The organism is Lysinibacillus sp. FSL W7-1291, from assembly GCF_038593415.1.
Taxonomy (GTDB): Bacteria; Bacillota; Bacilli; order Bacillales_A; family Planococcaceae; genus Lysinibacillus; species Lysinibacillus fusiformis_D.
The window spans coordinates 1,564,331-1,589,498 of record NZ_CP151994.1; the positions used below are offsets into that span (position 1 = coordinate 1,564,331).

Consider the following 25,168-nt stretch of genomic DNA (forward strand, 5'->3'; position numbering starts at 1 on the left):
AAAACATTCGCATGGCTCCTTTAAGAAGCAACACGAATGTTTATTTTAGTGATTAGTCTTGATTACTCGGAAAAGCAAAGGATGAGGTTACATCATTTCCTTGTTCCACCCATCTTTCTGATATGGTTTTCGTTTTTGTGAAGAAACGTACTTGGTCAGGGCCAAACATATGCCCTTCACCGAATCTTGAACGTTTCCAGCCACCGAAATTGTGATAGCCTACTGGAATAGGAATGGGCACGTTGACACCTACCATTCCAACTTCAATTTCAGTGGTAAATTTCCGAGCAGCCGCACCATTGTTTGTAAAGATTGTCACACCATTCCCTAATTCATGGGCATTAATAAGAGCAATTGCCTCATCCAATGTAGCTACTCGAACAATATTCCGTGCAGGTCCAAATACTTCTTGCTCATAAATTTCCATCCCAGGCTTTACGTGATCGAGTAGGGTAGGACCCAAGTAGAAACCATTCGATTGCTTGGCGATATTAGGATTTCTTCCATCACAGACAATTGTAGCACCTTCTTCCACGCTACGATCGATAAAACCAATAATGGCATCCTTGGACTGCTGTGTAATAACTGGTCCAAAATCGACTTCGGAGTCTGTATACGGACCCACTTTTAATTTGGCAATTTTATCAGCAAGAATACTGACTAATTTATTGGCTGTATCCTCACCTACAGGAATAATAGTTGAAATCGCCATACAACGCTGAGAGGCAGCTCCAAAGGCAGCACCTAGAAAGGCATTGGCAACGTGCTCTAAGTCAGCATCTGGCATAACCACCATATTATTTTTACCACCACCTAACGCTGTCACACGTTTCCCATGTTTAGAGGCTGTGGCATAAATAGCTTCTGCGACGGGTGTAGAGCCGACAAAGGAAATTGCTTCAATGGCTGGGTTGCATAACAGCTCATTGACAGCCTCTTTATCGCCATTAATGACAGTCCAGACACCATCTGGTAAACCAGCTTCTTTCCATAGCTCTGATAAAAATAGAGCGGAGCAAGGAACACGCTCTGATGGCTTTAAAATCACACAATTTCCTACGGCTATCGCCATGCTTGTAATGGCTAGTGGAACCATGGCAGGGAAATTAAATGGCGAGATAGCCGCCACTACGCCTAATGGTACTTTCATCGAATAGGCATTGATATGACCACCTACATTAACGGAATATTCACCTTTTAGTAGATGTGGGGCATTAATAGCTAAATCTACTGACTCTAAACCTCGTGTAATTTCGCCTTTTGCATCCTCCATTGTTTTGCCACTTTCAGTACAGATCATATCGATTAACTCATCCATATTTTCTGTTAATAGTTGGCGAAACTTTAGGACGATTTCTGCTCGTTTCCCAATAGATAAAGCACGCCAAGCTGGGAAGGCAGCTTTGGCAGCAGTAATCGCTTCCTGCACCTCCGCTGTTGTTGCTAAAGGAACACGAGCGATGACAGTGCCAGTACTTGGGTTGTGAACATCTGATAACTGGCCACTTTTCCCTAAAATCGTTTGTCCATTGATAAAATGACCTAGCTCTTTTATGTCGGTATTCGTTACCATCTAGCTATTCCTCCTACAGTTTAATAGATTGTAATGCCTGCACAAATTTTTCAATAATAAAATCTTTCTCATCTGAGGAGATAATCAGTGGCGGAGATAATGTCAATACATTATTGAAACCTGCAACGGTTACACCATTTTTCCCAATGATTAATCCGAGTTCCTTACATTGCGCAATCACTTTGTTTACAAGCGTAACATCGAGTGGTGTTTTGCTGTCTTTATCTTGAACAAGCTCAACGCCAATCAATAAGCCTTTCCCACGAATATCCCCAACATATGGATGTTCCTTTAATTGCTCCTGTAAGGTAGCCAGAAGTGTTGCTCCTAGCGAAGCGGACTGGGCAAATAAATCTTCCCGCTCCATTATTTCAATATTTTTTAGTGCTACGGCACATGCCGCTGGTGATCCACCGAATGTGTTGACATGGCGGAAAAAGTCATATTCCTCACTCCCTGCAAAAGCCTCATAAATTTCACGGCGAACAGCTGTAGCTGACAGAGGCATATAAGCACTTGTTAAGCCTTTCGCCATTGTCACAATATCAGGCTGGATGCCGTAATTTTGAAATCCAAAAGCTTTGCCAGTACGTCCAAAACCACAAATTACTTCATCGACAATAAGCAATGCACCATGCTTTTCACAAATAGTTTTGACCCCTTGTAAGTAATGGTCATGGGGCATAAGCACGCCACCACCAGTGATGATCGGCTCCATAATGATAGCTGCAATGGAATCGGACATTTCCCATGTCATAAGATGATCAATCGCTTGAACGGATGGTAATGCACAAGGGTCCTTACTTTTAATATGGTCTTCATTTGCACGATACGTATCAGGCGGTGTGACATGAAGAAAACCAGGTGCCAGTGGCTCATATTTATATTTTCGCTGAGCTTGTCCAGTAGCTGCCAAAGCACCCATTGAGCTCCCATGATAGGCACGATAACGAGAAATAATTTTCGTTCGATTGGCATGACCTTTTTGTTGATGATATTGTCTAGCGATTTTGAAGGCAGCCTCATTTGCTTCAGAGCCACTATTGGAGAAAAAGACGACATAATCATCTTCTAAAAGCTCACTAATTTTTTCGCTTAATTTAATGGCAGGGATATGCCCTACAGATAATGGTGTATACGTATTTTCAAGCAATTGCTCATAGGCAACTTTGGCAATGTCCTCTCGTCCATAGCCAACATTCACACACCATAAACCAGCCATAGCATCTAAATAGCGTTTTCCTTCAATGTCGGTAATCCATGCTCCTTTAGACGATTGGACAATCATCGTTGCATTCGGATTGTATGGCTTCATAGAGTGCCAAACAAATTGTTCATCTTTCACTTGCCAATTTGGGCTTGTTACATTAGTCACGAAGCTTCACTCCCTCTGTATAGGTGGTTGAATAGCATGCATATGTTTGTATCAGATGTGGACAACGAAAATGCACAGTTGACCCCATTTGTACTTTATATGTATGCCTTAAGTGTTTTAGAAGGGGTATTTATCTTGATTGAACTGAAGATTTCCTCCTACACTGAGGGAGATGAGTGTTTGCAGTGGGTGTTCAATCAATCGCTGAAAGAAAAGAACACCGTCAAAAAACACCACGTTCTGTGGCAATGACGGTGTGACCAATATCATGTTGCCTCACAATCTCAGGAGGATGTCGCAAATTTTGTAGCCGAGTTTTTTTGAAAAAATAGCAGAAGTAAAAAGATTGAAAAATCAGATAATTAAGTAATCTACTGATGTGTTAAAACATCCTCAATTAAAAAAGCAATATACAGGTTAGTTTTCGTAAAGGGATTACTTAAGTCCATGTCCAATAGCATTTCGATTTTCTTTATTTTATAAAGAACCGTATTACGATGAATAAATTGACGTTCACTAATCCTACTTGTACTGCCATTTTCCTCAACAAATATGCGTAAAAAAGGAACGTAATCTGTGTTGTGCAATTCATCATAGCGATAAAGCTGTCCTAAAATATCCTGACTGAAAGACTTCATCAAGGGCTGATTTTGCACAGCCATAAGTATTTTATAGGCACCAATTTCTTGATATTTGTATAAGTAACGGTTGTTATGAAGCTGTGCTAAATGAATGACAGTTAATGACTCATCATAGCTTTTACGAGCATTTTCTAGCTCTTTATAATAGTTCCCTTTTCCGATAATAATATCTAAGAAACCGTTTTTTAAGGTGATTTTTTCATAGATTTCTTCCACGACTTTTGAGAAGGGTACATTCGGTGTTATGATTTGAGCTTTATCAATTAGAAAAATGAGGTGATTTTTATGCTTTAATTTTAAGAAGCGTTGATAGCGATTTTGAAAAGCGAATTGCATCATCACCTCATAACGGTCAATAGAAGCTTGAGTGCCAATGGTTGTGCAAGTAATGATCGCTAATTCTCTCCCGTGGGGAAATCCTAGCTGTGCTAGTTGATCTTTCATCGTGTTAGCGTTTTGTTTGTAGTGAAATAGTAGATTGAAAAGTACCTTTTCTTCGATGGAGAGCTCTTGATGATGGTTGGCAATAAATTGAAAAGTAGTTTTTAATAGATCGGCAATACGATAATTCCATGGCATTTGAAAAATAGGGAAATCATGTTGATTAGCGAAAGAGATGACGGCTTCTGGAATATCAGGAATGAAAGGCCCTGTATTAATGATAAAGCCAGCTACTTTTTTGGTGTAGGCTTGTTTGACAAGCTGTTCTAAGGAAGCTGCTTGTGCATCTAAATGAATGCCTGTTGTGACGACTAATTCATTAGGTCTACAAAACATGATTAAATCACTGCTCTCCACAACGTTAATACCAGTAACTCTGCGATACGTACCACTATGTCCAGCGACTAATGTGAGCATTGGGAATTGAACACCCTCTACAATTTTACGAATCGTCCCCATATTTCCCCCCCTTAATTATGAACATAACTTACCATATATGATGTGCAGTTGCACATATTTTTTTAGTTTACTATCCATATCTCACAAGTTTTATTTTTTTTAGAATGTTTAATAACTACTGTGAAAGAGAGGACTTGCATATGTATAAATGTAATAGTAGACGATTGCAAGAGTTAATTGAACAATTTAGTCAATTTGGAGCCACTGACAATGGTGGTGTCACACGTTTGTCTCTTTCGGATGAGGACGTTTTAGCAAGAAACTATTTTTGTAAGTGTTGTGAGGCGTTAGGTATGAACATTCAGGTAGATGATATGGGGAATATTTATGCCACGCTTCCTGGGAAAAAGAATGTGCCGCCCATCGTTATGGGTTCCCATCTAGATTCTGTTGAAAAAGGTGGGAGATTTGATGGCGTGTTAGGCGTACTAACAGCTATCGAGGCCATTCGAACAATAAAGGAAAATGACATTGATGTGGATATTCCACTCATGATTGTCAATTTCACGAACGAAGAGGGGGCACGTTTTGATCCAGCCATGATGAGTTCAGGGGTCATCACCTCGAAGTTTGATAAAGAAAAAATGCTGCAATCCACAGATAAAAATGGCATTCGCTTTCAAGAAGCATTACAAGCAAGTGGCTATGAAGGAGAGCAGGTCAATCGTCTAAAAGAAGCACTGGCTTATATTGAATTGCATATTGAGCAAGGGCCAGTACTAGAGGCAAAACAACGTGAAATTGGTGTTGTTGAAGGTGTACTAGGTATGGTCTGCTACGAAATCACCATTACGGGGCAATCGAATCACGCAGGGACAACGCCAATGTCAATGCGCAAAGATCCGATGATTGTTGCATCGACGATCATGACAGAGCTCCATGAGCAATTAGGCAAGGTGGATGAACAGCTTGTGTTTACCTTTGGTCGTATGCATGTTTCTCCAAATATTCATACAGTTATCCCGAATAAGGTGACATTTACCATTGATTCCCGTCACCAAAAGCCAGAGGTCATGCAACTGGTTGAGGATATTCTCAATGCACTTCCAGAGACAGCAGGCGGATGCCATATTCAGCCCGTCAAGCTATGGGGAAGAGATACCGTGCATTTCGATAGCGCCATTTGCAATGAAGTAGAAAGAGCATGTCAAAGCTTTGGTTACTCAGCTCATCGTATGTTTAGCGGCGCTGGTCATGATGCACAGTATATGGCAAGTATGGTTCCTTCCGCGATGATTTTTGTCCCAAGTATCGAAGGCAAGAGTCATTGTGAAGAAGAGGAAACAACCTTTGAGGATTGTGCAAAGGGAGCAGATATTCTACTAGAAACGGTGTTAACGCTACAAACAAAGTTTAGTCTGGGCGAGACATATACACTGCATTAAACATCAAGGATTCTCTAATTTTGTGATGAAGGGTGAGGGGCACAATGAAAAAAATCATTAAAGGTGGACGAGTTGCAACTGCTGCTGACGTATTTGAGGCAGATATTTTAATTGATAACGGTAAAATTGTTCAGATTGGACAAAATTTAACGGATGCTAATGCTGAAATAATTGATGCAACAGGGAAGTACGTATTACCTGGTGGCATTGATCCCCATACGCATTTAGATATGCCATTCAATAATACGGTGACAGATGATGATTGGAAATCAGGTACAATTGCAGCGGCCTATGGTGGGACAACTACTATTTTAGATTTCTGTTTAACAGCTGGGGAAGAAAAATTGTCTACAGCGGTGGAGAAATGGCATGACAAGGCTAAAGGAAAGTCAGCTATTGATTATGGTTTCCACCTAATGATTGGCGACTTAACACCTGAAACGGAAGCTGAATTACCGAAGCTACTGGAGCAAGAGGGCATTACCTCTGTAAAAGTCTTTATGGCGTATGCAAAAGAATTCCAAGCAACAGATCGTACTTTATTTAAAGCCTTTAAAATCGCTAAAGATCTTGGTGCCGTGGTGATGGTACATTGTGAGAATGGCTCTGTTATTGATGAGCTGGTAGAAGAAGCTCGACGTGCTGGTCATAAGGAACCCATTTATCATGCACTGACTCGTCCAGCCGAATTAGAGGGAGAGGCAACAAAGCGTGCCATCGAATTAGCCCATATTGCTGGAGCAAAGCTCTATGTGGTGCATGTGACATGTAAAGAAGCAGTGGATGAAATTATTGCTGCTCGTGAAAAAGGCTATGACGTCTATGGTGAAACTTGTCCGCCATATTTAACACTCGATCAATCAGCCTTAGCACAGCCAGGCTTTGAGGGAGCCAAATATGTATGGTCGCCACCACTTCGTCCGAAGTATCATCAAGAGCATTTATGGCATGCATTAAAGGCGAAACAGCTTCAGACCATTGGCTCAGATCAATGCTCCTTTAGCTTTAAGGGCAAAAAGCAGCTAGGCTTAAATGATTTCTCGAAAATTCCAAATGGCGGGCCATTCATTGAAGATCGATTCAGTATTTTATATTCGGAGGGTGTAGCAAAGGGGAGAATTTCAATCCATGAATTTGTGGATATGATTTCTACTAGTGCGGCAAAAATATTTGGCTTATTCCCGCAAAAAGGAACGATTGCGATTGGTTCTGATGCGGATATCGTTGTTTTTGACCCAGAGGCAAAACGCCAAATTTCGGCTAAAACGCATCATATGAATGTTGACTATAACCCATATGAAGGCTGGGAAGTGACAGGGGAGCCTGTTAGTGTCCTAGTCCGAGGGGAATATGTCATTAAAAATAAAGAATTTGTAGGCATACTTGGCAGTGGACAATACATTAAACGTCCATTAAGAACAGTAGTTGCGGAAGCGTTAAATATTTAGCTTCCTTCAGTAGACGACCGATTGTTTTGACTGGAGAACAAAACAATCGGTTTAGTAATTGATTCACGGAAAAAATGCTCACATGAGGGGGATGTGGAAATGGTTCCGATTCAAGAAAACGCGATGACCATACAGCTTAGACGTAATTTCATGGAATTAAAAGGAAAGATGACAAAGAATGAGGCTATTGAGGAAGCCAATCGTTGTCTATATTGCTATGACGCTCCATGTATTAAAGCCTGTCCAACAAGTATTCAAATCCCGAATTTCATAAAAAAAATTGCATCTGGTAATATGAAGGGTTCTGCTACGACTATATTAGAAGCAAATCCTATTGGTGCAAGCTGTGCGAGGGTTTGTCCAACAGAAGAACTATGTGAAGGGGCGTGTGTCTTAAATTCTTCAACAAAGCCAATTAAAATTGGTGAGTTACAGCGTTATGCAACGGATTGGGCAATGGAAACAAATGCCCAGCTATTCCAACCAGGCCAGCATAATGGACAGAAAGTAGCCATTATTGGAGCAGGCCCTGCTGGTTTATCGGCAGCACGTGAACTCAGCCGCTTAGGCTATCATGTAACGATTTATGAGGCGGAGGCAAAGGCTGGAGGTTTAGGTAGCTATGGCATTGTAGCGTTCCGTTTACCAAATGAAGTTGTAGATTGGGAAGTGGACCAAATTGAACAGCTCGGTGTGGACATTCAAACCAATACAGCTGTAGGTGTGGATATTACAGCAGCTGAAATTTTGGCGCAATATGACAGTGTGATATTAGCTGTCGGTATGGGGGCTGTGCCGAATCTGGGCATTAAAGGTGAAGAACTAGAAGGTGTACATGATGCCATTGACTTTGTGCGAAAAACAAAAATGGGACCGCTTACAAATGATATTGTAGGAAAACGAGTAGCTGTGATTGGAGCAGGAAATACAGCCATTGATGGTGCTACAAGTGCAGTGCGCTTAGGTGCTGACAATGTGCAAATTCTGTACAGAAGAACGCAAAAAGAAATGACAGCGTACAAATTTGAATATGAATTTGCTAAGCAGGATGGCGTGGAATTTAAATGGCTAACTGCACCGAAGAAAATTATTGGCAATGAAGCGGGCAAGGTGACAGGCATTGAATGTGTGAAAATGAAGCTTGGTGAGGCTGGTGCTGATGGGAGACAACGACCAGAAGAAGTTGAAGGCTCCAATTTTATCATCGAAGTGGATGCGGTGATTAAAGCCATTGGACAAACGCGTTTTGTATCGTTAATTGAAGCCTTTGGTTTAGCCCATACAAATGGGGTTGTCGATATTGATGAAACGACAATGCAAACGTCTCATGACAAAGTATTTGCTTGTGGAGATGTTGTCTTTGGTAATGGACAGGGGGAAGCGATGGTGGTGACCGCTGTACAACAAGGAAAAGATGCAGCATACAAGATTCATGAACGTTTAAGAAAACCAAGTGAGATTGCATAAAGTGAACCTTCAATCCGTGGAGGTTTTTCATCCTCCACGGATTGTTAGTTTCACCAATCGGGTTTTTACAGGCTGTTGATTCAGCATTTGAATATTTGGGCATACCTTTACATTCTGAAGTCGGGGTCTTACAGCTTATACCTGATGCTATGCTTTCGGTACAAAATAGCTTGTTAATAAGGGATAGAGGGGGAACTTATATGGCTGACTTACGCATTAATTTAGCGGGTATCAAATCACCTAATCCATTTTGGCTAGCATCCGCACCACCAACGAATTCAGGTTATCAAGTACAGCGTGCATTTGAAGCAGGCTGGGGTGGTACTGTTTGGAAAACATTGGGGGAACCAATTTTAAATGTGTCCTCTCGTTTTGCAGCAGTTAGTTTTAATGGTCAACGTGTCGCAGGTTTCAACAATATTGAGTTAATTACAGATCGACCATTAGAAGTAAATTTACAAGAAATATATGAGACGAAAAAGAGATTTCCGAATCATGCGATTATTGCCTCGTTAATGGTAGAGCCAAAGCAGGAAAAGTGGCATGAAATTGTGAAACGCGTAGAAGATGTGGGGGTTGATGGTCTTGAGCTTAACTTTGGTTGTCCACATGGGATGGCAGAACGAGGCATGGGTTCTGCCTCTGGTCAAGTCCCAGAGTTGGTGGAAAAACAAACGTACTGGGTAAAGGAAGCAGCGCGTACACCTGTTATTGTGAAGCTAACACCAAACATTACAGATATTACTGTAACGGCGGAGGCAGCGACAAGAGGTGGAGCAGATGCAGTTAGTATGATTAATACGATTAATAGTTTAGCAGGTGTCGATTTAGATTCGTGGAATACAGTGCCTAATGTAGCTGGCAAAGGGGCACATGGTGGCTATTGTGGTCCAGCAGTTAAACCGATTGCCCTCAATATGGTTGCAGAATGTGCCCGTAATCCATTAGTCAATGTACCGATTTCGGGCATTGGTGGTATCTCGAACTGGCAAGATGCAGCAGAGTTTATTTTAATGGGTGCCACAGGCGTCCAAGTATGTACAGCAGCGATGCATCATGGTTTTAGTATTGTGGAGGATATGATTGATGGACTGAATAATTATTTAGATGATAAAGGCCTAGCTTCGGTCATGGATTTAGTAGGTCGCTCTGTGCAAAGATATTCAAGCTGGGGTGATTTGGATTTAAATTATAAAATTGTTGCAGAAATTAATAATGATGTTTGTATCAATTGTAATAAGTGCCATATTGCGTGCGAGGATACTTCCCATCAATGTATTGATCTCTATACAGAGGGTGATCGTCCAATGCTAAAGGTTCGTGAGGAAGACTGTGTCGGCTGTAACCTATGCTCCATTGTTTGTCCTGTCGACGGTGCCATTACAATGGTAGAACGTCCATCAACGATTCCGCCAATGACATGGAATGAACGTCAAGCCCTTCTGAGCAGTCTGTCAAAATAATGGCCTCTTTAGCTCAATACTGAATATAAGATAAAAGATGATTAAAATCGAAATTCCACCTTCCTTCAGCATTTGGTGGAGGAAGGCATAACTTCAAGTAGGTTGTCACGGAAATTAGAGAAAAAGGAGAGAAGTAGGATGGAACGTGAAGGGAATTATTTGAAATCCCCAGATTTACTTCCAGTGACACATCAACAAAGAAATATTGGAACATTTGGTTTTGCAGTGATTTGGATTGGCATGGCGATTGTTCTAGCAGCTTTTGCCATTGGTGGCTCAGCCATTATGAACTTATCACTACCAATGGTTATTGTAGCAACATTGGTAGGCTCTTGTTTAATCGGTGTCTTTATGACGTTAATTGGTGATATAGGAATTGAGCATGGGCTATCATTCCCAGTCTATATGCGTGCACCTTTTGGCACATTCGGTACACATATACCTTCCCTTGTACGTGGTGTCACAGCTGCTTGTTGGTTTGGTCTTAATACGTATTTCGGTGCTTTAGCGATAAATGGTATTTTAAATTTAATGTTTGGCTTTAATAATTGGTTTATCTGTTTCCTTGTATTTGCTGCTCTTCAACTTTTTAATACATCCCTAGGTATTAAATCCATTGAGCGCTTTGCTGATTTAGCAGCACCTGTCATTATTTTAATTTCTTGTTGGATGTACTACACATTAGCAGATAGTGCAACGTCACAAGGAAAAAATATTTGGACGTGGGTGGAAACCCCAACAACAGGCATTGCTGCTTTTACCGCTTTTATGGTAGTCGTGATGGCAAATATGGGCTTTTGGGCAACACTCGCAGCCGATATGCCTTCCCTATCTCGTTTCTTTAAGGCACCTAAAAATGAGCGAAATTGGTTTAAGCGTAATAAAACACAGCTTGTTGGCTCATTAATTGTTATGCCAATTACCAATACATTCATTGTCGCAATTGGAGCAGTTTGTTATATGGCTGTTGCATCGGCTGATCCGATCAACGCCCTACAACAAAGTGCAAGCGGCTTTATTTTAGGTATTTTATTGTTGATGATTGTGTTAGCGCAATGGTCGACTAATACCTCTGCCAATGTTGTGCCAGCTGCGACGATTTTCTCTAATATTGGCGGTCCTAAAGTACCGTTTTGGGTAGGGGTTGTCATTGCAGGAATTATTGGTATTATTGCACAGCCTTGGAGCCTATTTGATGTGATGGTCAATGTCCTATTAATAATTGGCGGTATTTTAACGGCCATTGTAGGTATTTTATTTGCTGATTATTACCTAATTCGTAAACGCCGTGTTCATGTTAAAGAGCTTTATGAGTTAGATGGGCAATTTAAATATTATAAGGGCTTTAATATGGCCGGGTTAATTGCCTGGGTCATTGGGGGAGCGGTCGCGAATATTTTTGCAACTTATTCCTCTTTAGTAGGATTTGTTGTTGGAGCGGCTGTATATTATGTATTAGCGAAGTATTGGTGGTTTAAAAAGTATCCACAGGCGGAGCTAGAAGACCCGAGTGATGCCAAATATTTAGGCATTACAGTCGGGCATAATTTGGATGAACTATTTGGGCAACCAGCATCTGCTCCAACGTCGGCCCTAGAGGAGGAAGAACTTGTGGAGCAACCAGATCCTCTGTTAGAAATGAAGGGCGCCGAGTAAGATAGACTACATCAAGACATTTTCAAAAGAAGGTGAGGTGATGACATGTCTGAATTCCAACAAAGCACAGAGGAAATCCAAAAAGTAGATCATTATTTAGATAGTGGCTTTAAAATCAAATATGTCTACGAAAATTTAAGTGGGATGTTTGTAGAATTTGCTCGTCAGGAAGAAGTGACATTGTTGCAAATTCTGACAGCGGATGCACGTAAATACTTCTCTGCAAAATTACAAGAACAAACATTATTACAATAATGACCTACACTCTATTCCTTTCAATGAGATGGGAATAGAGTTTTTTGTATCTTTTGAAACGATGCGAGGGTTCCAAAGAGCTTCTAGCTATAGACAAGAAAAAAAACCCTTTCGTACAATGAGGTCTAGTCAATCAACTTCGTACGAAAGGGAATCCAAATGGATTATAAAAGTTTAGCACACAACATGGAATTGTAAGTATTAAATCGTCTTTGCTCCCCAGTATAGAAGACAGATTATTTATGGGCAAATCAAAGCAGATATAGGTAAAGTTTTACGCCAGATGGTAAGCATAAGAAAGCTACTCCTGCTAGAAGCAGTAATACTAAAAGCCTATACATTTCATTACTTATTCCTTTGTTGCTTTAAACATATAGCCGCTATAAGATTTGTAGATAATCATCACAATACCCATTAGCATAAAATTTGATATTAGTGAACTTCCACCATAGCTTAAAAATGGCAGTGTCATACCAGTTACTGGTAGAAGCCCAATGGTCATACCAATATTTTGGGTAATTTGGAAGGCCAATAAGCTAGAAATTCCTGCACCCATCAGTGTCATAAATGGGTCTCTTGCTTGTACTGTAATAACAACAATACGGTAAATAACAAAAAATAAAAGTGCAATTATAAATGATCCTCCAATAAAGCCTAGCTCTTCGGCAATATTCGCAAAAATAAAATCAGTATGTTTCTCCACGACATAAACATTATTGTTCATGTATCCTTTCCCAGTAAACTCACCTGTACCAATTGCTAAAAACCCCTGCCTCGTTTGATAAGAAGAATCTGGATATTCATATGGCTGTAACCAACCATGAATTCGAGAAATTTGATGCCCTGATAATTTATTTAAAATTTTATCTGTAAAAAAATCGTGGGATTTTATATATAAAAGTACCACAACACTAATAATTGATAGAGGGACGGCTGTAAAGATGACAAGCAATTTTCTTTGTATACCTGAAAAGAAAATCATTGGTAAAATCATCGACATATAAAGCATGACCATGCCTGTATCAGGTTGCTTGTAAACGGCGAGCATCGGTGGAAGAGATATAATAGCAATTATGAAGAGAAGCCTCATATCCGTGAAAAAGGTAGGACGTTCGTATTTCTCTCGATGTGCGACGATAACCTTGCTGACAACGATTAAAAAGGCGAACTTTAAAAACTCTGACGGCTGAAATGATCCTAGCAAAGGAATTTGGTACCAGCGCTTCGCCTCGTTTATAGTTCTAGCTATACTTTCAGGTGCAATGAATAAGCTAAATGTTAATAACACCATTATCCAATAAAACGGCCAGCCAATTTTTTTAAGCTGTTCAATATCAAGTATGGCTATCCCATACATAGTTAAAAATCCGATTATGTAATAAATAAACTGCTTTATAATAAATGAGCTTGAATACTGTTCGAACACCGTACTACTGGAATGGACAAAGAGACAACTAATCATACCTAGTAGCATCAAGCTAATTACTAAACTTTTATCCAATTTATTGAAATGTAACATTCAAATATCTCCCCTTTGTTAGAAGCAACTATTAACGATAACGATTGGTAACTATGGAAGGTTGCGACATAACGGGGTAATAAATTTGACTTCAGATTATTTTGCTTAACTATTCATCCAATTTCCACAAAAATAGAACAAGTGATTTCTAGCTATATACTTTAATTATTGGTGATATATGGATAACTGTTTTTTGATACATATGGGAAAGACAAGCTACTTGTACTATCGAATGGATTATTAGGTATTTTTAATGTTGATAATTTAGGGAAAAGTTATACTAGCCTATTAATCAAATTAAGCGTTAAAAGAAGTCTCTACTAACCTAGTGGAGACTTCTCTTAGTGTGGAAAAACAAAACAGTCAATTGAAAGGGAGAAATGGATTTCCGTTGCAGGCTACTTGCTTTCCTGTGGGCGAGCGCCGAGCCGCTTCCTCCGCTACCGCTCCGTTTAGAGGCTCGCCTGTCTCGCTATCCCACGGGAGTCAAGTAGCCTTCCACTCCAGCCCACAAAAGTGTTACCTTTTTAGCGAAATTTTCAAATAAAGTGAAGGTGTTCACTACTTTTTATGAAGAGGTGTTGTCACGCATCACTTCTCCATATTGAAAATAAGAGCTTATTCCCTCTAAAAATAATGGGCTATTTAATCGCTATATTACTATGAAAAAAGTAAAGGCACTTTGCAGAATGGTTGATTGGAGTGGAGCCAGCGTCACTCCTAGGGGATTTAGCGTCACAGATGAGACCCTGGAGCGAGCGTAAGTGAGTGAAGCGGCTCATCGGACGCCCCCTGGAAAGGGCGCTGACGGAACGGAAATCAACCTCTCACCTTGCAAAGTTGCTTTTTCTGCCGTTGACATCATCTTTTTTCAACAACATGAGAAGTCTCTACTAACCTAGTGGAGACTCCTTTGCGTTATTTAGTAAATTTATAAAATGAAAGAGCGGTATGAGCTAAATCTATCAAAATATCATTATTTTTTGTTTTTCCTAAAAATACATTTGTCTTTTTTAGAAAAATTGATTATGATTTTAAAGGTATTCAACGTAGAGAGAACATCAGAAAAGAGGCGTTAACGAGTGGCCAATAAGGAATTAAAACGAGGATTAGAAGCACGTCATATCCAAATGATTGCACTTGGCGGTACGATTGGTGTAGGGCTATTTATGGGCTCGGCCAGTGCAATTCAATGGACGGGACCTTCTGTACTCCTTGCCTATGGTATTGCAGGTATTTTTATTTTTTTCATTATGAGGGCAATGGGTGAGATGCTTTATATGGAGCCGAGTACAGGCTCTTTTGCAACGTTTGGCTATAAATATATCCATCCTTTAGCGGGGTATTTAACAGCGTGGAGTAACTGGTTCCAATGGGTTATTGTTGGGATGTCTGAAATTATAGCAGTCGGAACGTATATGCAATACTGGTATCCAGAATTACCAGCGTGGATACCAGGTCTTATTGCGATGATTATTTTAGGTTTGGCGAACTTTATTTCTGTCAAATCATTTGGGGAATTTGAATTTTGGTTTGCGATGATTAAAATTGTCACAATCATTTTAATGATTGTAGCAGGTGTAGGGCTGATCTTCTTTGGCTTTGGCAATGATGGTATTGCCATTGGTTTATCTAATTTGTGGAGTCACGGTGGCTTCTTTACAGGTGGCTGGACAGGCTTCTTCTTTGCCTTATCTTTAGTTGTTGCTGCATATCAAGGGGTAGAGCTTATCGGGATTACGGCTGGAGAAGCAAAAAATCCACAAAAAACGATTACTAATGCCATTCAAAGTATCATTTGGCGTATTTTAATTTTCTATATCGGTGCAATCTTTGTCATTGTGACGGTGTATCCTTGGGATGAGCTTGGGACAATAGGTAGTCCATTTGTAGCGACATTTGCTAAAGTAGGTATTACAGCTGCCGCAGGTATCATTAATTTTGTTGTAATCACAGCAGCTATGTCAGGCTGTAACAGTGGGATTTATAGCGCTGGACGTATGTTATATACTCTTGCGATGAATGGACAAGCACCAAAATTTTTCGCCAAGCTTTCAAGGAATGGCGTACCTTTATTTGGAACAGCAGGTGTGTTAGTCGGGTTATTCATTGGTGTCATCCTAAGCTATATTGCTCCTGAAAATTTATTTGTTTATATATATAGTGCGAGTGTTTTACCAGGAATGATTCCATGGTTTATTATTTTAATCAGTCAAATTCGCTTTAGAAAAGAGAAGGGTATGCAACTGGCTAAGCATCCTTTCAAAATGCCTTTCGCACCCATTACAAACTATGTAACGATTATCTTTTTAATCATGGTATTAGTTGGTATGTGGATTAATGATGATACACGTATATCATTAATTGTTGGTATTATTTTCCTAATCCTCGTAACAATTAGCTACTATGTGTTTGGGATTGGCAAAAACCGCTACAGTAAAGATTCTATAGAATAAGCTAGAGGGATGTATCTCAACGTGAGATGCATCCTTTTTTCTGTCTATTTTTACTAGCACAATTTTTACATAAATGAACGGATAAAAGCCAAACTACTAAAAAATGAATGACAATGACTGGTATTCATCGGAATTAAAGGGGTTGAAAGAAATGAACGAGATACCGGAACAAATTGTAGCTAAATTGACGCAGGAGATCAACGAAATTGATGATGTAAAACTGAAAATGGTGGCGACAGAAGAGGGAGATGTCACGGTCATTTATTTCTCCTCGCTCATTGAAAAAATGACCTTACAAACCATGGTGACGATTCCGTTGGCTAATAATTTAAAACAAATTCATCAAGTCGCTCAATATGTGGACCCAAAGGATGTCCAGGGAGCCGTTAAAAAATTGAATGCTGGGCAAACCCTCCTTTTTTTTCATGAAACGAATGCGTTGTTAAGCGTGGATACGTATAGTGCACCGACAAGGGCCATTACAGATACTGAAACGGAGTCCACAGTAATCGGTCCACAGGATGCATTTACAGAATCATTAGAAACAAATATTTCATTGGTGAGAAGACGCATACAAAGCGCTATGCTTAAAAACGAAAACCGTGTTGTCGGGTCTGAAGCCAATATTAAAATCTCGATTATGTATATGGATAATATTGTGAGTCATAAAAATTTAGAGGATTTAAGAAATCGGATAGATCAAGTAGATTATCCATTATTTACGGATATATCTGTGCTGAAGCAATTAATTGAGGATAATCCTTTATCACCCTTTCCGCAATATTATATGACAGTTCGTCCAGATAGTATTTGCCGTTATCTTCTAGATGGTAGAATCGTCGTTTTTATGGATAATAGTCAGTTAGCAATTGTTTGTCCTACGTCTTTTTTTGAAATGTTTGTGTCGATTGAAGATTATTACAACCGATGGACAACGGCAACTTTACTAAGGATGTTACGCTTTTTTGGTTTTTTCCTAACAATTATGATTACCCCCATGTATATATCAGCTCTAACCTTTCATCCAGAAATATTGCCCTATGAATTATTATTAAATCTTCAAGAGTCGAGGAGTAAAGTACCATTTCCACCGCTGATTGAAGTGCTATTTATCGAGCTGATTATTGAAGTGTTACGAGAAGCGGGTTCTCGAATGCCAGCCAAAGTCGGTCAAACAATTGGTATCGTAGGAGGTATTGTTATTGGTACTGCTGCTGTAGAAGCGGGATTACTCAGTAATATTCTCATCGTGCTAGTTGCGACATCTGCCTTATTATCGTTCCTACCGCCGATTTTCTTAATGAGTAATACTAGTCGGTTTGTGCGCTATATTTTTATTTTATCAGCGGGGCTCTTTGGCTTATTTGGCCAGATGCTCGCCTTTGCCTGGTTAATTCATCATTTATTAAGTTTAAAATCGTTAGGGACGCATTATATGACTCCAGGCATTCCAAGAAAGCCAAGCGATTTATTGGATGGTGTCATCCGATTTCCAACTAAATACCTAAAAAGTAAATCAGGTCTTTCAAAAGCACAGAAAAAATAGAACTAGAGGAATGAGGTGGTCAACTTTGAGTACAACGAAAGACAAAGTGTTAAATCGCTATCATGTCATTTTTTTAGCTCAAAGTGTAATGCTTGGTACGGGTATCCTTTCACTACCTCAAAAATTAAGTTCTATGGGATATTCTCAAACATTTATGCCACTTTTATATGGTCTGATAGCAACTCTTACACTGTTTGCAATGGTATGGCTGTGTTCAAAATTTCCTAATGATGATTTATTTAAGATGAACGAAATACTTTTAGGAAAATATATCGGGAAAACCATCAATTTTTTCATCATTATACAATGTATTGTTTTTAGTGCAGGGATTATAAGTAACTATATGCATTTAATACAAAGTACAGCGTTACAGGAACAAACGATTACATTACCTGTACTTTGCTTTTTACTTTTGCTTATTTACATCGTAAACGGCGGTATAAAATCAATTGCAAGATTTTGTATCATGACATTTTTTATTACGATTTGGATGTTCTATTTTACACGGTGGGCGATTGAAAAAGGGAGTGTAAGTCATCTTCTACCTCTCTTTAATTTTACGACTAAAGAGTTTTATGCAGCATTCAAGCAAGGCTATTTTTCATTTCTTGGATATGAATTAATTGTATTTTATTTTCCTTTTATCATTGATAAAAAGAAGGCTTTTCGTCATTCCTTATTAGGCGTTTGGATTAGTGTTTTTTTATGTTTTATCACAACGCTTATTAGTGTGATGTATTATTCGGAATGGCAATTGAAAAATGTAGAGTTTTCGGTGTTGAATTTATTTAAAGCAGGGGAATTTACCTTTATAGAGCGTATTGATATTATTGGCATTACACTTTGGGTATTTCTGATTTTAACTTCTATGACTGCTTATGTATGGTGTGCGAAACAAGGTGCCCATGCATTATTTCCGTTACCTAAAAAAAAGAAGAATTATTACTTATATATGATTACCTGTCTGATTTTTGTCATTATTAAAATGCCTGTTTCGCGAGAGGTTCAGGATAAATTATTTATGGCAAGTAACTATATAGGGTATATCTTAATTATTTGGCCACTATTTTTAATCATGATCTACTTATTTAGGAAAAAGCAGGTGCAAGTATGAAAACACGTCTATGTATACTCAGTTTGATTGTTTTAATTTTACTTGTGGGCTGTTCTCGAAAAGAACTAAAAGTGCCATTAGAGGATATTGGCATGGTTGATTCGATGGCATTTGATTACATTGATGAAAATGAGATGAGGCTTACAGTGGCTATTCCTCAATACTCTCCAGAGGCAGAGCAGGATACGCAAAATTTTTCCATTACGACAGATCTAGTGTCCAGTGGCATAGTCAAAATAGAAAAACAATCAGATAAAAAGATTGTTTTCAATCAATTACGTGTGGTATTAGTCAATGAGGATTTTGCACGAAAAGGAAATGTCAGAAAGATTATTCAGCATTTATATCGCAATGCAGAGGTGGGAAATAAAGTGCTCATCGCTGTTGTAAAAGATAACGCAGAAGCTATTCTAAAGGGAGATTATCCTGATAAACCTAATATTAATTTTTATTTAAATGATCTATTAGAACCTAGTATTAATACAGCCTTTAATCCAAACACCAATATCCATGATTTTATGTATACAATTACGAATCCAGTAATTGATACCATTTTACCTTATATTGAAAAGCGAGGAGATAAATTAGAGGTGGAAGGTGTTGCAATTTTCAAAGGAAATCATATGCATGAACTGATTAAACCAGAGGAAGCACTGGTGATTCAAGCTTTGAATGGACGGAAAAATCTTGCTCCGTTACACTTGGACTTAAACGCAGGGCATGGGGAAGAGAAACTCATGATTGATTTAATTGAGAGCAGTGTAAAAAAAGAGAGTAATCAAAACGTGAATTCACCAAAATTAACGATTTTCTTAACAATCAAGGGTACATTAAGCGAGTATAAGGGTAAAAGAGAATCTCATTTGTTTACAGTTGAAAGCATTAGTAATTTAGAAAAAGATGTGAATAAACAGCTTGAACAGGATATTGGTGATTTTTTAGAGCGATTAAATAAAGCAGAGGTGGACCCAGCTGGCTTAAGTGAGGAATTTAGAATGTACTATCATGGGAAATGGACGACGAAAAAAACGAGGGCGCTTATTAGTAAATTAGACGTTAAAGTCCATGTAGAAACGTCCATTATTAGTACAGGTACATTAAAATAAGTGGAGGCCAATTCGTCAAGAATTGGCCTTTGCAATTAGGATGTTTTCCGCATAATAAAGCTTAAATGTCTTCCTGCCTGTTTGTCCTGACGGTAGGAAAAGCCATTTGGGCTAAGGAACGTACAAGTTTCATCAATTTGAATTTTGTCAGCTGGAATACCAGCAAGCTCACATTGTTTTTTTACTGTTTGCTGATTATCAATATGATATTTATTCGTTTCTGCATTGTAGTACATAAAGTCTTCCGCATAACCAAGGCTGTGAAACTTTTCGTAGACATCTGCGTCCACCTCAAACTTTTGCTGACTCAGCGCCATACCAATTTGGACATGAAAATCCTCTGGTCGACATTGTTCTTCATTCATCAGATGCTCAAACAATTTGGGCGTTATTTCTTTGACAGTTCCTTGCCAACCTGAATGAATAACGCCAACTAGTCCGTTCACAGCATTATAAAAAATAACGGGAACGCAATCAGCCGTAAAACTACATAATAATAAATTCGGCTCTATGGTATAAAGGGCATCGGTATTTTTAACTGCTGTATCGATTTGCTCAGCACCTCGCCCTTTATCAGCTAATGTGACTTTATGAAAGTTCGCACTATGTGTTTGCTCGGTGCAAATAAAATGCTGCAAATCACAGTTCAACGTAGCGGCTAAATGCTGCCGATTGTCGATGATAGCTTGAACATTATCACAAATATGCAAAGCCATATTGTTTTGCTCTAGTTCCATATCATCTTTCAAGGTAGTCCCAGCGATAAATTGTTCATTATCCACATAAATTTTTGTTTTCATTCAATCACCTCGTTTTACTATATAAGATTACTTATGGAATGTATAGGTTGCATCTATTTGATATTTAGCTACCCCTTTACCCTTCTATTAAACTTTTAGACATAATGAATCGTTTTCCTCACATATAGTAGGAGGAATGCTATATAGGGGAGAGAGCGAACATTGACTGAACTAAACCTATTATTAATTTGCCAATTAGGAATGGGTCTGTTTTGGATAATTACATACATACTCGTGATTTATAAAGGGTGGCAAGATAAAAAATATGGAATGCCTATGGCCGCTATTTGTGCCAATATTTCATGGGAGTTTATCTTTGCTTTTATTTACCCACAAAATGATCTCCAACGATACATTACACTCATTTGGCTTGTATTGGATATCTTTATTTTAACGCAGTTTTTACGCTATGCGCCAAGTGAATATCGTAGGATACTTACTAAAAAAATATTGTATGGCTCCTTTTTGGTTACGTTTCTTTTCAGCATGTTGATGATTTTTGGCATCGTCTATGAGTTTCAGGATTTTGAAGGGAAGTACACAGCATTTTTCCAAAATCTTATGATGTCAGGGTTATTTATCGCTTTATTGTTGCAAAGAGGGAACTTAGCCGGTCAATCAATGGGAATTGCCGTCTGTAAAATGGTAGGTACATTGTTTGCTGCGGTTGGCTTTTATCTCTACTTCCGTACGCCATTGATTACCATTATTTCCATGGCAACGCTCTTTTATGATGGGCTCTATATTCTACTAATTTATCGATTAAAACGTAAACAATTAGCAAAATAGGCTATTTTGAGTAATTTTAAATAGCTGAATGTATTAGTAATGTATGCCAATTACAAAAAGATTGCAACTTGATGACAAAGCATATGATGAAAAATAGCGTAATAAAGGGTTTTGTTCGTTTGTGTTGTGTCGATGTCATACAATTGTAAAAATCCTTCCAAATATTTTGTGATGATTATGGCTCTGAAACTATTTACGATAATAGTAGAGCAAACAGGAAGGATGATGAACATGTTCAAAAAAATAAAAAAAGCAACACTCGCTTCAGTAATCGCAGCTTCATTATTAGTACCAGCAGCGGCAATGGCAGCCGAATCCTATACAGTGACATCTGGTGACACACTTTGGAAAATAGCGTTGAAAACTGAGACAGGCGTACAAGAATTAATAGATGCCAATCCACAGCTTGCCAATCCGAATCAAATTTCCCCTGGGCAAAAAATCAATATCCCTGTAAAGGAACAGGCCACGGTTGAGCAAGAGGTTGTTAAACTTGTTAATGCAGAACGCGCCAAAGCAGGTCTGCCAGCATTACAGGAAAATTGGGAGCTATCCCGAGTAGCCAAATATAAATCTCAAGATATGCATGATAAACAGTACTTTGACCATACAAGCCCAACATATGGTACACCTTTTACCATGATGAAAAACTTTGGTATTACGTACAAAGCTGCTGGTGAAAATATTGCAAAAGGTCAACGCTCAGCTCAAGAAGTTGTAACAGCTTGGATGAACAGTGCAGGACATCGTGCCAATATTCTCAATAAAAGCTATACCCATATCGGTGTAGGCTATGTGCAGGATGGTCATTATTGGACACAAATGTTTATTCAAAAATAAAATAGGACACTGTTCTGTACTTGAGCTTTTTTACAAGAGTTAAAAATGATAGAGCATCTACTGGCTCATTTGATAGCTAGTAGATGCTCTTTTTTACGTAAACTTTGAACGTCATTTCTGTTGCTTCGCGAGTAATTTCCCTTTCTTCACGGGAATTCATCTTGCTTATCGACAATAGGGCGTGCTAATTAGTAGAAATAACTTTTCATGCGATACGGATGAAAGTTGATAATTAAAATTCCGATGATTTCTCTATAAATTAGAATGGACGAGGGTTTTCAGTTAAGATTCTATATTAAAAGTTGCACAACAATATATTAACCCTGTTCTAAAATTAGGACAGGTTAACATCATTTTATTGTCCTTCACCATATAGGTGTTTCTCATTTACATAAAATAATTTGACGTAAAAAAGACTGTTTTTTAGCAATACATCGGTCAACTATCTCGAATCCAGCTTCTTCAATTAAGTCATCAATCGTATCAATTGTGGCAATAATAATTTTATCTGAAATTCGTCGAGCGTGCTTTAGTATCTCACTTTGTTCTTCCCTTGATGCGTGAGTAAATAAGTTATATGGTAAATCAACAATCGCTACATCATAGTGCTCCGTTACCTCTGAAATCGGTCCTAGTGTAATTTTACCTTCTAGTCCGAAATAAGTGATATTACTTCTGGAACCCTGACATACATGATAATTAATGTCTCGACCTTCAATATCAATTCCCATTGAAAGTCCCTCTATTATGACAGTTCCTATTCCACAACAGGGATCGATAGCACGTACATTTTCTATATGTGGAACTGCAATATTAGTAATAGCACGAGCAACTCTTGTGCTCAATGCGGTTGAATAATTGTGTGGCTTCTGTTTATGTTTAAGCCAAATGGGTTCACTTTTTGTATAGTTGCCAAAATACCAACGACCGTCTAAAGTAATAATCCCCAAGATAATTTCTGGATTGTCTAAATCTGGTTCTCCGTTAATCGACAATCCAATTTCTCTTTCAATTTTACGACGCTCTGCATGGTCTATTTTATTAGTAGTATTTATGACCATTTTATTTAAACTAATTACTTTGTAAGTGTTTTCTCCTACATTGAAATGCTTAAGACGATCCTTTAATACGTCTAAATCATTCTCTTCATATAATATCTCAAGTCTCTCTTCAATAAATGGGCTACGGCTTGGATCAATTTTAACATCGCTAATTAAATAGTTTGAGTCAGAATCTTTTCCAAAAAATGAGCGCATCTCCATTCTACATAAATCATATTCATCAATATGATGAATATAAGTGTAGATATACTTATCACGTATTTTTAAATCATTAGTCAATTTATTTTTCTTCCTTTAAATTCCAGATTTTATTTATGGGAAATGTAGTTATAAGTAGTGTTTTAATATAAAACAAAATTTAGTCATTTATTTTAATCTAAAGAATCATTCTACTAAACTTTAGCCTTATATGCCATTTTATTTCTTTGAGAAGTAATGTTTTTAGGCTGTATAAATGATGAATGCGGAATAATCTTATCTAAATTAAGATAGCGAAGAGAAAATAGCTGCACCAAATAGTACTTACAATCCTCTATCGTCTAAAGGTTTATTCAATCATAAAATTTCACAGGTAATGGTGGCCTTCATATAGTGTGTTTTTGCAGTATTGACAAATAAAAATCATCAAAAAACAACACACTATGAGCAATCTACGAATAAGATGTCTCTGTAGTATGAAGATAGAGGTAGGTGTTCATGATTGAGAAAGAAGTGGCTGGCTATATGCGGCATTATCTGTACGCTTGGGCTAGTAGGATGTCAGGACAAAGCGGCAAACGATAACAAGCTAGAACAAGAAATTCAACAACATGAAGAAGCTCAGCAGTCTGTTACGTATGAACAAGAGCACCCAATTGAGCCTATTGTAGAGCTTATTGATCCCGTAACACAGCAGATGGTTCAAACAATCTCTCCTAAGGAATTTGGCTTTGACACAGATCCGCAAGCTTATTACCAGCAGCTAGAACAATTAGCAAAGGAATTGGCGAGAGGAACAGACACAATGACTGGCTATGATCAACGAATGGTGCTCGATCGATTGGGAGAAGAAGGGCAAGTAATCAAAGGAAGACCGCAAACTATTTTAAAAGAAAGCGAATTAGTAGAGCGAATTCTAGAGGCTTCAACGACGGGTGGTCAAGTGGAAATGCCGCTCTATGTAACAGAAAGTGGCTATTATTTAGAGGATCTTCCTTTATTAGAGGATGTCGTTATTGCATCCTATACGACATATTTCAATAGCACAGATAGTGGAAGAAATAAAAACATCGAGCTGTCGGCTAGGGCAATCAATAATGTCATTGTAGGTAGTGGTGATTATTTTTCTTTTAATACGATTGTGGGTCCGAGGGATGAAGCGAATGGCTATCAACCTGCACCGGAAATTATTAATAAGAAGGTAGTCATGGGGATTGGCGGTGGAATCTGTCAAACGTCTTCAACTCTGTTTAATGCTGTCGATCAAATTCCAATTAACTATGTGGAACGTCATCACCATTCCTTAGATGTGGGGTATGTACCTAAAGGAAGAGATGCTACTGTTTCCTACGGCAGTTTAGACTTTAGGTTCCAAAACACGAATGATGTACCATTTTTAATAAAGGCTACCTATGGCAATGATTTTCTAACAATTGAAATCAGAACGGCAGAGAAATATGTAGAAAAATTGACAAAGTCATAATGGCATGAAAAGACACCACTGGACGTTGGTGTCTTTTTTTAAGTGACATGATATAGTTAAATTGAGATATTTTACAAAAGCTTTGGGAGAAGG

20 protein-coding genes and 1 pseudogene are annotated in these 25,168 nt (G+C 38.5%); 15 read left to right on the forward strand and 6 right to left on the reverse strand.

Annotated features, from left to right (window positions below; all coding sequences use genetic code 11):
- Positions 1–52: 52 nt before the first annotated feature.
- Positions 53–1,573 carry a CoA-acylating methylmalonate-semialdehyde dehydrogenase gene (locus NST76_RS07485; protein ID WP_058844634.1) on the reverse strand — a complete coding sequence of 507 codons (1,521 nt, stop codon included), beginning with the start codon at positions 1,571–1,573 and terminating at the stop codon, positions 53–55.
- Positions 1,574–1,586: 13 nt separating this feature from the next.
- Positions 1,587–2,948, reverse strand: coding sequence for an aspartate aminotransferase family protein (locus NST76_RS07490; protein WP_271912810.1), 1,362 nt, complete (start codon positions 2,946–2,948; stop codon positions 1,587–1,589).
- Between the two features lie 36 nt (positions 2,949–2,984).
- Here NST76_RS07490 and NST76_RS07495 point away from each other — a divergent pair, with 36 nt between their 5' ends.
- The gene (locus NST76_RS07495; protein ID WP_036118696.1) at positions 2,985–3,200 is read left to right on the forward strand and encodes a hypothetical protein; all 216 of its coding nucleotides are present in this window, start codon (positions 2,985–2,987) and stop codon (positions 3,198–3,200) included.
- Positions 3,201–3,319: 119 nt separating this feature from the next.
- On the opposite strand, the gene NST76_RS07500 is transcribed toward NST76_RS07495, so the two are convergent.
- The gene (locus tag NST76_RS07500) at positions 3,320–4,489 is read right to left on the reverse strand and encodes a PucR family transcriptional regulator (protein WP_036118693.1); all 1,170 of its coding nucleotides are present in this window, start codon (positions 4,487–4,489) and stop codon (positions 3,320–3,322) included.
- Positions 4,490–4,629: 140 nt separating this feature from the next.
- Here NST76_RS07500 and NST76_RS07505 point away from each other — a divergent pair, with 140 nt between their 5' ends.
- The 7 genes and pseudogenes from NST76_RS07505 to NST76_RS07535 all read left to right on the forward strand — a co-directional run.
- On the forward strand, positions 4,630–5,874 hold the full coding sequence (locus NST76_RS07505) for a Zn-dependent hydrolase (protein WP_342544884.1): 1,245 nt from the start codon (positions 4,630–4,632) through the stop codon (positions 5,872–5,874).
- Between the two features lie 44 nt (positions 5,875–5,918).
- Complete coding sequence (hydA, locus tag NST76_RS07510; protein ID WP_342544886.1) at positions 5,919–7,322, forward strand: dihydropyrimidinase; 1,404 nt, start codon at positions 5,919–5,921, stop codon at positions 7,320–7,322.
- A 99-nt stretch (positions 7,323–7,421) separates the two neighbouring features.
- Positions 7,422–8,789, forward strand: coding sequence for an NAD(P)-dependent oxidoreductase (locus NST76_RS07515; RefSeq protein WP_089933262.1), 1,368 nt, complete (start codon positions 7,422–7,424; stop codon positions 8,787–8,789).
- 200 nt (positions 8,790–8,989) lie between these two features.
- Entirely contained in the window at positions 8,990–10,252 is a 1,263-nt protein-coding gene (preA, locus tag NST76_RS07520) for an NAD-dependent dihydropyrimidine dehydrogenase subunit PreA (protein WP_342544889.1), read from the forward strand.
- A gap of 138 nt (positions 10,253–10,390) precedes the next feature.
- Positions 10,391–11,908 carry an NCS1 family transporter gene (locus tag NST76_RS07525; protein ID WP_036118680.1) on the forward strand — a complete coding sequence of 506 codons (1,518 nt, stop codon included), beginning with the start codon at positions 10,391–10,393 and terminating at the stop codon, positions 11,906–11,908.
- 45 nt (positions 11,909–11,953) lie between these two features.
- On the forward strand, positions 11,954–12,163 hold the full coding sequence (locus NST76_RS07530) for a hypothetical protein (protein WP_016995612.1): 210 nt from the start codon (positions 11,954–11,956) through the stop codon (positions 12,161–12,163).
- Between the two features lie 205 nt (positions 12,164–12,368).
- Positions 12,369–12,482 (forward strand): annotated as a pseudogene (locus NST76_RS07535) (IS200/IS605 family transposase); the annotation flags it as partial.
- A 30-nt stretch (positions 12,483–12,512) separates the two neighbouring features.
- Here the strand turns inward: NST76_RS07535 and NST76_RS07540 are convergent.
- Positions 12,513–13,682 carry an FtsW/RodA/SpoVE family cell cycle protein gene (locus tag NST76_RS07540; protein WP_271912815.1) on the reverse strand — a complete coding sequence of 390 codons (1,170 nt, stop codon included), beginning with the start codon at positions 13,680–13,682 and terminating at the stop codon, positions 12,513–12,515.
- Positions 13,683–14,764: 1,082 nt separating this feature from the next.
- Here NST76_RS07540 and NST76_RS07545 point away from each other — a divergent pair.
- The 4 genes from NST76_RS07545 (at position 14,765) to NST76_RS07560 (ending at position 19,904) form a co-directional block, all read left to right on the forward strand.
- Positions 14,765–16,138, forward strand: a complete 1,374-nt coding sequence (locus NST76_RS07545) for an amino acid permease (protein WP_036118664.1) — start codon at positions 14,765–14,767, stop codon at positions 16,136–16,138.
- A 151-nt stretch (positions 16,139–16,289) separates the two neighbouring features.
- Positions 16,290–17,684 carry a spore germination protein gene (locus NST76_RS07550; protein ID WP_058844602.1) on the forward strand — a complete coding sequence of 465 codons (1,395 nt, stop codon included), beginning with the start codon at positions 16,290–16,292 and terminating at the stop codon, positions 17,682–17,684.
- Between the two features lie 25 nt (positions 17,685–17,709).
- Positions 17,710–18,798 carry a GerAB/ArcD/ProY family transporter gene (locus NST76_RS07555; RefSeq protein WP_058844603.1) on the forward strand — a complete coding sequence of 363 codons (1,089 nt, stop codon included), beginning with the start codon at positions 17,710–17,712 and terminating at the stop codon, positions 18,796–18,798.
- Positions 18,795–19,904, forward strand: a complete 1,110-nt coding sequence (locus NST76_RS07560; protein ID WP_036118653.1) for a Ger(x)C family spore germination protein — start codon at positions 18,795–18,797, stop codon at positions 19,902–19,904. Before NST76_RS07555 ends, NST76_RS07560 begins: the two co-directional genes overlap by 4 nt.
- Before the next feature lie 35 nt (positions 19,905–19,939).
- On the opposite strand, the gene pgeF is transcribed toward NST76_RS07560, so the two are convergent.
- Positions 19,940–20,704, reverse strand: coding sequence for a peptidoglycan editing factor PgeF (pgeF, locus tag NST76_RS07565; protein WP_271912818.1), 765 nt, complete (start codon positions 20,702–20,704; stop codon positions 19,940–19,942).
- 162 nt (positions 20,705–20,866) lie between these two features.
- On the opposite strand from pgeF, the gene NST76_RS07570 reads away from it, so the two are divergent.
- Both NST76_RS07570 and safA read left to right on the forward strand, forming a co-directional pair.
- The gene (locus NST76_RS07570; protein WP_271912819.1) at positions 20,867–21,493 is read left to right on the forward strand and encodes a hypothetical protein; all 627 of its coding nucleotides are present in this window, start codon (positions 20,867–20,869) and stop codon (positions 21,491–21,493) included.
- Between the two features lie 231 nt (positions 21,494–21,724).
- Positions 21,725–22,333 (forward strand): SafA/ExsA family spore coat assembly protein, encoded by a 609-nt coding sequence (gene safA, locus NST76_RS07575; RefSeq protein WP_058844606.1) that lies wholly within the window; start codon positions 21,725–21,727, stop codon positions 22,331–22,333.
- A gap of 383 nt (positions 22,334–22,716) precedes the next feature.
- Here the strand turns inward: safA and NST76_RS07580 are convergent, their stop codons facing one another.
- Positions 22,717–23,595 carry an RNA methyltransferase gene (locus NST76_RS07580; RefSeq protein WP_080717030.1) on the reverse strand — a complete coding sequence of 293 codons (879 nt, stop codon included), beginning with the start codon at positions 23,593–23,595 and terminating at the stop codon, positions 22,717–22,719.
- Positions 23,596–24,094: 499 nt separating this feature from the next.
- On the opposite strand from NST76_RS07580, the gene NST76_RS07585 reads away from it, so the two are divergent.
- The gene (locus NST76_RS07585) at positions 24,095–25,075 is read left to right on the forward strand and encodes a VanW family protein (protein WP_342544897.1); all 981 of its coding nucleotides are present in this window, start codon (positions 24,095–24,097) and stop codon (positions 25,073–25,075) included.
- Positions 25,076–25,168: the final 93 nt, after the last annotated feature.